Source organism: Vibrio litoralis DSM 17657 (assembly GCF_000426765.1).
GTDB classification, from domain to species: Bacteria; Pseudomonadota; Gammaproteobacteria; order Enterobacterales; family Vibrionaceae; genus Vibrio; species Vibrio litoralis.
The window spans coordinates 200,257-212,706 of record NZ_AUFZ01000017.1 but is presented as its reverse complement, the minus strand read 5'-3'; the positions used below and the strand labels follow the sequence as shown (position 1 = coordinate 212,706).

At 40.4% G+C, this 12,450-nt stretch carries 9 protein-coding genes; 5 read left to right on the top strand and 4 right to left on the bottom strand.

From position 1 onward, the window contains the following. Positions 1–5 precede the first annotated feature (5 nt). Positions 6–758, top strand: a complete 753-nt coding sequence (locus K358_RS0106440) for a DUF481 domain-containing protein (RefSeq protein WP_027696049.1) — start codon at positions 6–8, stop codon at positions 756–758. A gap of 101 nt (positions 759–859) precedes the next feature. Here K358_RS0106440 and K358_RS0106435 read toward each other — a convergent pair whose 3' ends face one another. The 4 genes from K358_RS0106435 to ubiG all read right to left on the bottom strand — a co-directional run bounded on the left by K358_RS0106435 (position 860) and on the right by ubiG (position 5,859). Further along, positions 860–1,138 (bottom strand): 2Fe-2S iron-sulfur cluster-binding protein, encoded by a 279-nt coding sequence (locus K358_RS0106435; protein ID WP_027696048.1) that lies wholly within the window; start codon positions 1,136–1,138, stop codon positions 860–862. Then, the gene (gene nrdB, locus K358_RS0106430; protein ID WP_027696047.1) at positions 1,138–2,271 is read right to left on the bottom strand and encodes a class Ia ribonucleoside-diphosphate reductase subunit beta; all 1,134 of its coding nucleotides are present in this window, start codon (positions 2,269–2,271) and stop codon (positions 1,138–1,140) included. Before nrdB ends, K358_RS0106435 begins: the two co-directional genes overlap by 1 nt. 138 nt (positions 2,272–2,409) lie before the next feature. Further along, positions 2,410–4,695 (bottom strand): class 1a ribonucleoside-diphosphate reductase subunit alpha, encoded by a 2,286-nt coding sequence (gene nrdA, locus K358_RS0106425; RefSeq protein ID WP_027696046.1) that lies wholly within the window; start codon positions 4,693–4,695, stop codon positions 2,410–2,412. 453 nt (positions 4,696–5,148) lie between these two features. Next, entirely contained in the window at positions 5,149–5,859 is a 711-nt protein-coding gene (gene ubiG / locus K358_RS0106420) for a bifunctional 2-polyprenyl-6-hydroxyphenol methylase/3-demethylubiquinol 3-O-methyltransferase UbiG (RefSeq protein WP_027696045.1), read from the bottom strand. 286 nt (positions 5,860–6,145) lie between these two features. On the opposite strand from ubiG, the gene gyrA reads away from it, so the two are divergent. The 4 genes from gyrA to K358_RS0106400 all read left to right on the top strand — a co-directional run bounded on the left by gyrA (position 6,146) and on the right by K358_RS0106400 (position 12,450). Then, positions 6,146–8,779 carry a DNA topoisomerase (ATP-hydrolyzing) subunit A gene (gene gyrA, locus K358_RS0106415; protein WP_027696044.1) on the top strand — a complete coding sequence of 878 codons (2,634 nt, stop codon included), beginning with the start codon at positions 6,146–6,148 and terminating at the stop codon, positions 8,777–8,779. A gap of 213 nt (positions 8,780–8,992) precedes the next feature. Further along, complete coding sequence (locus tag K358_RS0106410) at positions 8,993–9,592, top strand: GTP cyclohydrolase II (RefSeq protein ID WP_027696043.1); 600 nt, start codon at positions 8,993–8,995, stop codon at positions 9,590–9,592. A 149-nt stretch (positions 9,593–9,741) separates the two neighbouring features. Then, a complete protein-coding gene (locus K358_RS0106405; RefSeq protein ID WP_038149905.1) occupies positions 9,742–10,998 on the top strand; it encodes an imelysin family protein in 1,257 nt (418 codons plus the stop codon). Positions 10,999–11,049: 51 nt separating this feature from the next. After that, positions 11,050–12,450 carry a di-heme oxidoreductase family protein gene (locus tag K358_RS0106400; RefSeq protein WP_027696041.1) on the top strand — a complete coding sequence of 467 codons (1,401 nt, stop codon included), beginning with the start codon at positions 11,050–11,052 and terminating at the stop codon, positions 12,448–12,450.

The window sequence follows — 12,450 nt, the reverse complement described above, 5'->3', positions numbered from 1 at the left end:
TTTGCATGAAATCAACTCTTTATTTATCTTCTTTTGCTCTGCTATTTTCTTCTGCTTCAGCTCTTGCTTCGGATGATGCAACATCAACGGAACAAGGGCAATTTAGCGGTGGAGCAAAGCTTGGTTTTCTGTATTCTAATGCTTCCACAACATCTACCTCTCTCAATACGGGGGGGTGGTTGAAGTATGAGAAAGTGAAATGGACTCATGATTTTTCGGGCAGTAGTTACTATACGAAAACGTCAGATTCAGATGAAGATGGCACGAATAAATATGAGCTAGGTTATAAACTTTCTTATCAAGTTGCTGACAAGTATAAAGCGTTTGTTGATAACCGATATGAACATGATCAGTTTGAAACTTACCGTGATGTTTATTCGGTAACTGCTGGTATTGAAAGGGCGTTAGTCAATACAGATACGACAAAAGTGAATATCGGTGGTGGCCCTGGTTACCGTTATAGTAAGCGTCAGCCTAGTGATGTAGATCATCCAAGCCAAGTGAATGAAGACATTATTGCCAATGGTTTTTTAAATGCCAAAACCAAGGTAACCGATACTTTATCTATTGGTGGGGATGCTGAAGTCGATTACGGTGAATCCAATACCACCTATACTTTAGGGGCGAATTTAAAGAACATTTTAGTGGGAGATGTTGCTTTAGTGTTTGATGCTGAATATGTTTATAACACCGACGTTGCTTCAGATAAGAGCAATGATGAAATCTATACTACAGTGAGCATCAGCTACGACTTTTAATCACACTAGTTTAAATTAGATAAGAAACGGGCTTGTGAATTAATCACAAGCCCGTTTTTTATTAGTAGTAAAAGTTGACATGAACAAAGTGAAGAGTGAGGTTAGGCTCTTTTCTTCACGGTTTGATAACGAACTTTGTTCAGTACAAGATTTGATTTTGCTTTACAGATGCAAGGCAAAATCTCTGTTGGCTGAGTGAAAGCTAATGCAAAACCAACGTACTCAATTTCACCCACTTCTAACTCACACTTACAAGCGCCACAATGGCCGTCACGACACATGAACTCAGGCTCAAGGCCAGCACTTTCCATGGCTTCAAGTACAGTCTGTTCAGGTTTAATATTAACGTGAGTAAGCCCGTTGATTTGCAAAATCTTCATTACAGTTCGAAATCTCCGAAATCATCAGAACCAACTTCGTTATCAATTTGACCTACGAGGTATGAACTGATTTCCGCTTCTTGTGGAGCGACTTGTACGTTATCTGATGATAACCAAGCATTGATCCAAGGGATTGGGTTGCTAGTGGCTTCAGGGTAAGCAATATCAAGGCCAACTGCTTGCATGCGGATGTTCGTAATATATTCAACGTATTGGCATAAAATATCTTTGTTCAAGCCGATCATAGAGCCGTCTTTGAATAGGTATTCTGCCCATTCTTTTTCTTGCTCAGCGGCTTGTTTAAATAGATCAAAACAATCTTGCTTACACTCTTCAGCAATTTGCATAAAGCTAAAGTCATCTTGACCATTACGTAAGATATTTAGCATGTGTTGAGTACCGGTTAAGTGTAGGGCTTCATCACGAGCAATCAGTTTGATGATTTTCGCGTTGCCTTCCATTAACTCACGTTCTGCAAAAGCAAATGAACATGCAAAGCTCACGTAGAAACGGATCGCTTCTAGTGCGTTTACTGACATTAAGCAAAGGTAAAGTTGCTTTTTAAGATCATAAAGTTTGATTTCAACCGTTTCGCCATTGAGCACGTGAGTACCTTCACCGTGACGGTGGTAATCATTAGTTAAACGAATCAGTTCATCATAGTAATGGGCAATATCACGAGCACGCTTTACGATAAATTCGTTTTCAACGATATCGTCAAATACTGCGCCTGGATCGTTTACGATATTACGAATAATGTGCGTGTAAGAACGAGAGTGAATGGTTTCAGAGAATGACCATGTTTCAATCCACGTTTCTAATTCTGGTAGAGAAACTAAAGGTAGTAGGGCAACATTTGGGCTACGGCCTTGAATAGAATCAAGCAATGTTTGATACTTTAAATTACTGATAAAAATGTGTTTTTCATGATCAGGTAGTTTGTTGTAATCAATGCGGTCGCTTGATACGTCAACTTCTTCAGGACGCCAAAAGAATGATAATTGCTTTTCGATTAGTTTTTCGAAAATCTCAAACTTTTGTTGGTCATAACGTGCAACGTTAACCGATTGGCCAAAGAACATCGGCTCTTTGAGTTGGTCATTTTTCTTCTGATTAAAAATTGTATAAGCCATGTTAACCTCTTAAATGAACGGTCTGGGAACCATCCATGCGCTAGTGATATGTTGAAGAGTGGTCACTGAGCGATTTCTTGGGTAGTGATTATGAAAGCAGCCTGCAACAGGGCAGGCTACGTTATTTCAAGTGTTTAATTAGATCTTACAACCGCCGCCGGCGCAATCATCATCTTCAACAACTGCCGCTGTATCATTTTGATCGTCGCTCGCACCATCACGAGTGTTATGGTAGTAAAGCGTTTTAAGGCCGTATTTATACGCAGTTAATAGATCTTTCAACAATAACTTCATTGGTACTTTGCCGTTGGCTTGTACGCTAGGGTCGTAGTTAGTGTTGGCAGAAATAGATTGGTCTACAAATTTCTGCATAATGCCGACTAGGTGTAAGTAGCCATCATTTGATGGGATACGCCATAGTAGTTCGTATTGATCTTTAAGTGCTTGGTATTCTGGCACGACTTGCTTCAAGATCCCATCTTTTGATGCTTTCACTGAAACAAATCCACGTGGTGGCTCAATACCATTGGTTGCGTTTGAAATCTGAGAAGAAGTTTCAGATGGCATTAACGCGGTTAAGGTAGAGTTACGTAAACCGTGAGTGGTGATTTCGCTGCGTAGCGCTTCCCAATCAAGGTGTAAAGGTTCATCACAAATGGTATCCAAATCTTTCTTATAAGAGTCGATTGGAAGAATGCCTTTTGCGTAAGTGGTTTCGTTGAACGATGGGCATGCACCTTTCTCTTTAGCTAATTCAACCGATGCTTTCAGCAAGTGGTATTGAATGGCTTCAAAAGTACGGTGTGTTAAGCCGTTGGCACTACCATCTGAATATTTAACACCATTTTTCGCAAGGTAATAAGCATAGTTAATGACACCAACGCCTAGAGTACGACGGTTCATGGTTGCTTTGCGTGCTGCAGGAAGCGGGTAGTCTTGGTAGTCTAGTAGAGCATCTAACGCACGAACGACAAGATCCGATAGCTCAGCAAAGTCATCAAGTGACTTAATTTCACCTAGGTTAAATGCTGATAGAGTACATAGGGCGATTTCGCCTTCTTCATCATCAACATTACTTAGAGGTTTGGTCGGAAGCGCGATTTCTAAACATAAGTTAGATTGACGAACCGGTGCAACACTTGGGTCGAATGGGCTGTGGGTATTACAGTGATCGACGTTTTGAATGTAAATACGGCCTGTTGAAGCACGCTCTTGCATTAACAGTGAGAATAGCTCAACTGCTTTAATCGTTTCACGTTTGATAGATTGATCGGCTTCATACTTAACGTAAAGCTCTTCAAATTTAGCTTGGTCTTCAAAGAATGCATCGTATAGCCCAGGTACATCCGATGGAGAGAATAGGCTGATATTCGCGCCTTTAATTAAGCGAGCGTACATCAGTTTGTTTAGTTGCACACCGTAATCCATGTGACGAACACGGTTTTCTTCAACACCACGGTTGTTTTTCAGAACTAATAGAGACTGAACTTCGCGGTGCCAAATAGGATAGAATACCGTTGCTGCACCACCACGTACGCCGCCTTGAGAGCAACATTTCACTGCCGTTTGGAAGTATTTATAAAATGGAATGCAACCTGTGTGGAAAGCTTCACCGTTGCGGATCTCTGAGCCTAGCGCACGAATACGACCAGCATTAATGCCAATACCCGCACGTTGAGAAACGTAACGAACAATAGAGCTTGCTGTCGCATTGATTGAGTCTAGGCTGTCACCACATTCGATCAGTACACATGAGCTAAATTGACGGGTTGGAGTACGAACGCCCGCCATAATTGGCGTTGGTAATGATATCTTAAACATCGATACCGCATCATAAAAACGCTTAATGTAGTTTAAACGGGTTTCTTGAGGGTATTTAGCAAATAAGCAAGCGGCAACGAGGATGTATAAAAACTGGGCGCTTTCGTAAATTTCCTTGGTTACACGGTTTTGAACAAAGTATTTACCTTCAAGTTGTTTTACTGCCGCGTATGAAAAGTTCATGTCACGGTTGTGATCAATGAAGCCATCTAATACTGCAAACTCTTCAGCAGTATAATCTTCTAGTAGATGCTTATCGTATTTACCCATATCAATCAGTTTTGAGACATGATCGAATAATTTTGGTGGCTCAAATTCACCATAGGCTTTCTTACGAAGGTGGAATACCGCTAGACGTGCAGCTAGATATTGATAGTCAGGACTTTGCTCTGAAATAAGGTCGGCTGCCGATTTAATGATGGTTTCATGGATATCAGAAGTAGTAATGCCATCGTAAAACTGGATATGGGCCTTTAGCTCTACTTGAGAAACAGAAACATTCTGTAGGCCTTCTGCTGCCCATGTGATTACTCTATGGATCTTTTCAAGATCGATCGACTCTTTCTGTCCAGTACGTTTTGTGACTGTCAATTGTTCGTTCATTTGAAATGCGTTCCCTAAACTAGATGAATTCTAAGCTGCAACGTTGAATTATTATGGTATTGGCAAGCTTTTTATGCGGATTCCGCTCTACCTTACTTTGAAGGTTAAACACTATATGTTGGGTTGTCCCTATAGCTGGATTACAAGATAGTGCGAAATGGAGTGAGTTTCAAGATTTGGATTCTTCTCAAGTTGTGGATAACGTTTGGATAGAAAAATTTCTGTAAGTAGACACTAACCTATGCGCTAACGTATTCCTTGAATAGGGAGTTTTCGAGGATCCAATATGATGATTTTATACTCAAGAGAAAAAATATTTAGCTTGATCTTTAAAAGAAAATGATCCCGAAACTAACAGTTGAATTTGTGGATGATTAGCACATTTTATAAAGAAATAAATGTAATAAAACGCTGATTTATGGTCAGCGTTTTTTCTTGATAAGGCGCTTGAAATTAAGCTTTATTCTGCGTGTGAATAATATAGTTCACATCGACATTTTTTCCTAATGAATAGCTATCTGTAAGTGGGTTATAATGCAGGCCAGTGATTGATTGCTCTTGAAGTGCTGTAGAGTCGACCATTCTTAGTAATTCAGAAGGACGGATGAACTTACTATGATCGTGAGTGCCTTTCGGTACTATTTTCATTACTTGCTCGGCACCGACAATGGCAAACAAATAAGATTTTAGATTACGATTTAATGTCGAGAAGAACACATGTCCACCTGGTTTCACTAATCGGGCGCATGCTTGGATAACCGATAGAGGATCAGGAACGTGTTCTAGCATTTCCATACAAGTGACTACATCGTAAGTTTGTGGGCATTGATCGGCATGATCTTCGATAGTGCTTTGTATATAGTTAAGCGTCACGCCAGACTCTAGCGCATGCAACCTTGCCACTTCTAAAGGTTCTTTACCCATATCAAGACCGGTGACATCCGCGCCTTCTTTAGCCATGCTTTCTGCGAGGATTCCACCACCACAACCGACATCGAGCACTTTCTTACCGAATAGTCCTTGTGCGCTATCGAGTACAAAATTTAAGCGAAGAGGATTGATTTGGTGTAATGGCTTAAATTCACCATTCAAGTCCCACCAACGAGAAGCCATATCTTCAAATTTTTTAATTTCGGCAGGATCAACATTTTGTTTAGTCGTCATATTGGTCATTCTTCAGGTCATCAAGATGTGATTAATATATCAGGAAAGAGAAGGGCAATAAAATCCTGACTGTAAAATTGAGAAAGTTAAAGTGATTGATAAAAAGCATAAATTTGAATCTAGCTCAATTTTTCTACAGTTAAAGCGTGAAGTGGTCACCAAGTGATTAAAACTGCCATGAAATAGATGCCTGATTTATGATTTTTGTGTTATATTTTTAGACCTTGTGCGTATCGCTATTTGTAATAAAGTACGCGATCAAAAAGAATAGAGGGATAATGGCTCTATGAGCGATTTAGCTAAACAAATTACGCCAGTAAATATTGAAGATGAACTGAAAGGTTCATATCTTGATTATGCGATGTCTGTCATCGTTGGTCGTGCACTTCCAGATGTACGTGATGGTTTGAAGCCGGTTCACCGCCGTGTTTTATTTGCAATGAACGTTCTGGGTAACGATTGGAATAAGCCTTATAAAAAATCAGCCCGTGTAGTCGGTGACGTAATCGGTAAATATCACCCACATGGTGATAGCGCGGTTTACGATACGATCGTACGTATGGCTCAACCATTCTCACTTCGTTACATGCTTGTTGATGGCCAAGGTAACTTTGGTTCTATCGATGGTGACTCTGCGGCGGCGATGCGTTATACCGAAGTTCGCATGTCTAAAATGGCTCATGAGTTATTAGCCGACCTAGACAAAGAAACGGTTGATTACGTCGATAACTACGACGGCACAGAAAAAATTCCTGCTGTGTTACCAACGAAAATTCCAAATTTACTTGTGAACGGTTCTTCTGGTATCGCAGTAGGTATGGCAACTAACATTCCACCACACAATCTAGGTGAAGTGTTAGATGGCTGCTTGGCTTATATTGATAATGAAGATGTGACTATCGATGAATTGATGGAGCATATTCCTGGGCCAGACTTCCCAACTGCTGCTTTAATCAGCGGTCGTAAAGGCATTATCGATGCATATAAAACAGGACGTGGTAAAGTTTACATGCGTTCTAAAGCGCATATTGATGTTGAAAAAAATGGTCGCGAAACCATCGTTGTCACTGAAATTCCATATCAGGTTAACAAAGCTCGTGTTATTGAAAAAATTGCCGAGTTAGTAAAAGATAAAAAAGTGGAAGGCATCAGTGCATTACGCGATGAGTCAGATAAAGACGGCATGCGTATTGTTATTGAATGTAAGCGTGACGCAGTAGGTGAAGTGGTTCTTAATAACCTATATGCGCAAACTCAGCTGCAAACGACTTTCGGTATTAACATGGTTGCGCTCGATAATGGCCAGCCGAAGCTATTCAACCTAAAAGAAATGTTGAAGTGCTTTGTTGATCACCGTCGTGAAGTAGTAACACGCCGTACTATTTTTGAACTGCGTAAAGCTCGTGACCGTGCACACATCTTAGAAGCACTTGCACTTGCACTTGCCAACATTGATAAAATCATTGAATTGATTCGTAATGCACCGACACCAGCAGAAGCTAAAGCGGGCTTAGTGGCTCGTGGTTGGGATCTCGGTAATGTGGCCGCAATGCTTGAACGTGCAGGTACTGATGCTGCACGCCCTGATTGGTTAGAAGACAACTATGGCATCCGCGATGGTCAATACTTCCTAACAGAGCAACAAGCACAAGCGATTCTTGAATTACGTCTACACCGTTTAACGGGTTTAGAGCACGAGAAGATCCTTGACGAATACAAAGCACTTCTAGATGAAATAGCTGAATTGCTTCATATCTTATCGAGCACAGAACGCTTGATGGAAGTGATTCGTGAAGAGCTAGAAGCGGTTCGTGAAGGTTTCGGTGATGCTCGTCGTACAGAAATCACAGCAGCAAGCCATGATATCGATATGGAAGAGCTGATTGCTCAAGAAGATGTTGTTGTGACACTTTCTCACGAAGGTTACGTTAAGTACCAAGTATTAAGTGACTATGAAGCTCAGCGTCGTGGTGGTAAAGGTAAGAGCGCGACTAAGATGAAAGATGAAGATTTCATCGAACGTCTGCTGGTTGCTAATACTCACGATAATATTCTTTGTTTCTCAACTCGTGGTAAAACTTACCGCTTGAAGACATACCAACTACCGCTTGCCAGCCGTAATGCTCGTGGTAAACCAATCGTCAATATCTTGCCGTTAGAAGAAGGTGAGCGTATCACTGCTATCTTACGTGTTGATGAGTTTGCTGAAGATAAGTTCATTTTCATGGCAACTGGTGACGGTACGGTTAAGAAAACGTCTCTAGCAAGTTTTGCTAATGTTCGTTCAAATGGTTTGATTGCCGTTAACCTACGTGATGAAGATTCGTTAATTGGCGTTGATATCACATCAGGTGAAGATGAAATCATGTTGTTCTCGAAAGAGGGCAAAGTGGTTCGCTTTAGTGAAGAACATGTTCGTGCAATGGGCCGCACCGCAGCAGGTGTTCGTGGTATTCGTCTTGCAGATAACGATCAAGTTGTGTCGTTGATTGTACCGTCAAATGATGGTGGCGATGTTCTGACAGTAACTGAAAATGGTTACGGTAAACGTACCGTTATCACGGAATACCCAACTAAGGGCCGTGGTACTAAAGGCGTTGTATCAATTAAAGTCTCTGAGCGTAACGGGCAAGTGGTTGGTGCAATCCAAGCGCTTGAAGCTGATGAGTTTATGATGATCACCAATGCGGGCACACTTGTTCGTACACGTGTGTCGGAAGTAAGCCAAGTTGGCCGTAATACTCAAGGTGTTACTCTGATCCGTACTTCAGAAGATGAAAAAGTTGTAGGTCTACAACGCATCGAAGAAATGGAAGAAGAAGAATTATTAGAAGCAGGTTTGGAAGTCGTTGATACTGACGAAACTCAACCAACATCTTCTGATGATACTGCCCAAGTTGATACTAACGACGAAGAGTAATCTTTTTTAGTTATATCAAGGATAGAAGCCGGAGGTGATACTTCCGGCTTTTTTATATTTAAACTAAGTCAGTTTTACTTGATTAGTTAATCGAATGTAATAATATAACAATATTGATTGGCCGATGTGATATAGCCCTCATTTTTATCTGTGTTTAGAGTGTGTTTAAGATAAAATATCGAGGGAGCATTATAAGAATAAGTGAGAAAGATTATGGCGGAAGTTCGTGCCAGAGTGGATTTAAAAGTAGGTAAAAAAAGCGAAATTGACGCTGAAATCCTGTCCTTTTCAGGCTTGAAAACGGATAAAGAACATATCGCAATTATTTTTAAATCAGCAGATAAGAACCCTCAATCGCCTTTAGTTCGTATGCATTCAGAATGTTTAACGGGTGATGTTTTTCATTCATCGCGCTGTGATTGTGGTGAGCAGTTAGATGAAACCATTGAAAAGATGGGTCAGCATGGTGGGATTTTATTATATTTACGTCAAGAAGGGCGTGGTATTGGTTTATATAATAAAATTGATGCTTATCGCTTACAAAGCCAAGGCATGAATACCTACGAAGCGAATAATCATTTAGGTTTTGGTGATGATCTGCGTGACTTTTCCGAAGCGGCACAAATGCTTAAAGCACTTGGTATCAATAAAATTAAGTTAATAACGAACAATCCTAAAAAGATGAAAGAGCTTCAAGAATTTGGAATTGAGCTTGAAGAAGTGATTCCAACCCATGTGCATATTAAGCATGGTAACGAAAGCTATCTAAAAGCAAAAGCATCACACGGTAAGCATCGATTAAAATTTGATTGATTCATCCTAGATTAGATTTAGAGGCCTCTCACAGTAGAGGCCTTTTTTTGTGTTTAATAGTTGTAAATAAAATGTAAGTAAGTATCATTTACTAATCTAAATGAAAGTGATAATTATTTTCACTCGTTAAATTTACGCAGGGATGATATATGCTTAATCTTCGAACTTCTTCACTAATTATTTCAAGCCTTTTAGTGACAGGTAATACCGCTTTTGCTGCATCTACACCGAAAGATGTAGTTTCGAATTACGCCAATATCGCTTACGCGGTATTTGATGATGCTTATATAACGGCCCAGCAATTACAAACGGCTATCGATGCTTTAATTGAAAAACCTTCCGCTGCCACTTTATCTCAAGCTCGTAAAGCTTGGCTTGCCTCTCGTGTACCTTATCAGCAATCAGAAACTTTTCGTTTTGGTAATGCCATCGTAGATGATTGGGAAGGGCAGTTAAACGCATGGCCACTTGATGAAGGTCTAATTGATTACGTAGCAGATGATTACCATTATGAATTAGGTAATGACGGTGCTCAAGCCAATATTATTGCAAATAAAGCTATTCAAGTGGGTGCGGATAAAATTGATGCTTCTAAAATCACACCTGAATTGTTAGCAAGTTTAAATGAACTAGCAGGTTCAGAAGCGAATGTTGCGACGGGTTATCACGCCATTGAATTTTTATTATGGGGTCAAGATCTACACGGTACGGAAGCCGGTGCTGGTGAGCGTTCTTATACGGATTATATTCAAGGTGAAGGCTGTACTAATGGTAATTGTGAGCGCCGAGCTCAATACTTATCTGCAGCTTCACAACTTCTAGTTCAAGATCTTGATTGGATGAAAGGTCAGTGGGCGGCAGAAGGTAAAGATAATTACCGCAGTGCTTTATTGCAACAACCTGCTGAAGAAGGTTTGCGTAAAATGTTATTTGGAATGGGTTCGTTATCATTGGGTGAGCTTGCTGGTGAACGTATGAAAGTGGCACTAGAAGCCAACTCTACTGAAGATGAGCACGACTGTTTCTCAGACAATACGCATAACTCGCACTTTTATAATGAACAAGGGATTTATAACGTATTTAACGGCTCTTATACACGAGTTGATGGTAGTGAAGTGAAAGGTGTTAGCATTAAAGATCTCGTTGCTGATAAGGATAAAGATGCGGCAGATATGATAGCAAAACAGTTTGATGAGACGCGCGCTAGTGTTCATAAATTGGTTGAGTCTGCTGAAAACAATAATCAACATTTTGATCAGCTAATTGCGGCGAATAATAAATCTGGACATGAATTAGTCAATGACGCGATTAATTCACTGGTAAAACAAACAGAAGCGATTGAAAAAGCAGCTGGTTTAGTAGGAGTGACAAGCTTGACCCCAGATAACGCGGATCACGAGTTTTAATCAATAGAAAATGGACAAGGGCTCTGAAAATGAGCCCTTACAGGATGTACCATGAAACCTTTTTTTATCCTCACATTTACATGTTTACTATTTCCACTTACTACTGCGGCTTATGGTGTCAAATCTGGTGGTGATACCAGCACAAATAAGCAAGGTAACAATGCCTATTCAATGCCTGCCAATAATTTACCTATCTCAAAGCGTCTAGATTTTAGTGTCGGTAATAGTTTTTTTCGTAATCCTTGGGTACAAGCACCGGCAACGACGGATGCACGTGATGGTTTAGGGCCGTTATTTAATACCAATGGTTGCCAGAATTGCCATCTCAAAGACGGGAGAGGCCATCCGCCAGAAGAAGGCGAAGATCAAGTCGTTTCTATGTTGGTAAGAATGAGCATTCCAGCATTAACCGTAAATCAAAAACAACAATTGATCGTTTCGGGAGTCATTCCTGAACCGACTTATGGTGATCAACTTGAAGATTTTGCCATTCCTAACGCTAAGCCTGAAGGCAAAGTGAAGATTGAATATGAAACGATTAAATTGAGCTTTAAAGATGGTGAAGAAATTGAATTAAGAAAGCCTCAGTTAACTTTGCATGATTTGAATTATGGTGAATTACACCCAGAGACTATGTTATCGGCACGCGTTGCTCCTCCAATGATTGGTTTAGGGCTATTGGAATCGATTCCAGTTGAAACACTGCAACATATCGCAGAACAGCAGTTAAAAGATGGCCAAGGAATTTCAGGTAAATTAAATCAAGTATGGAATGTTCAAACGAAATCCACAACGGTAGGTCGGTTTGGTTGGAAGGCTGGACAACCTACGTTAAATCAACAAAATGCAGCAGCCTTTAATGGTGATCTTGGCTTAACCAGCACATTGTTTCCTAATGAAAACTGCTCACCAAAACAAACCATTTGTTCTGAATTACCAAATGGTAATAGTGCGGATAGTGAAAATGCAGAAGTGAGCAATAAGATCATGAAATTTGTCGAATTTTATTCACAACATCTCGCGGTACCAATTCGTCGTAATACTAATGATCCTGCTGTTCAACGTGGACAAGTATTATTTGCGGAGCTTGATTGTGCTTCTTGCCACATCCCAGAACTAAAAACCAATAAGCGTGATGAGCTTCCTTCTTTGTCAGAACAAACTATTCATCCTTATAGTGACTTACTCTTACATGATATGGGAGAAGGGTTGGCAGATAATCGCCCTGAGTTTCTTGCGAATGGCCAAGAATGGCGAACGCCACCACTTTGGGGGATTGGTTATACAGAAGAGGTCAGTGGTCACCAATACTTTTTGCATGATGGACGCGCCAGAAACTTGATGGAAGCGATTGTGTGGCATGGTGGAGAAGCTGAATCAAGCAAACAAAAAGTGATGCAATTAAACAAATCAGATCGAGATGCATTAATTGCATTTTTAAACTCTCTTTAA

Coding starts and splice junctions, on each gene's coding strand:
- K358_RS0106435 (WP_027696048.1), bottom strand. CDS start 1,138: ATGAAGATTTTGCAAATCAACGGGCTTACTCACGTTAATATTAAACCT.
- K358_RS0106405 (WP_038149905.1), top strand. CDS start 9,742: ATGCTTAATCTTCGAACTTCTTCACTAATTATTTCAAGCCTTTTAGTG.
- ubiG (WP_027696045.1), bottom strand. CDS start 5,859: ATGACGACTAAACAAAATGTTGATCCTGCCGAAATTAAAAAATTTGAA.
- gyrA (WP_027696044.1), top strand. CDS start 6,146: ATGAGCGATTTAGCTAAACAAATTACGCCAGTAAATATTGAAGATGAA.
- K358_RS0106400 (WP_027696041.1), top strand. CDS start 11,050: ATGAAACCTTTTTTTATCCTCACATTTACATGTTTACTATTTCCACTT.
- nrdB (WP_027696047.1), bottom strand. CDS start 2,271: ATGGCTTATACAATTTTTAATCAGAAGAAAAATGACCAACTCAAAGAG.
- K358_RS0106440 (WP_027696049.1), top strand. CDS start 6: ATGAAATCAACTCTTTATTTATCTTCTTTTGCTCTGCTATTTTCTTCT.
- K358_RS0106410 (WP_027696043.1), top strand. CDS start 8,993: ATGGCGGAAGTTCGTGCCAGAGTGGATTTAAAAGTAGGTAAAAAAAGC.
- nrdA (WP_027696046.1), bottom strand. CDS start 4,695: ATGAACGAACAATTGACAGTCACAAAACGTACTGGACAGAAAGAGTCG.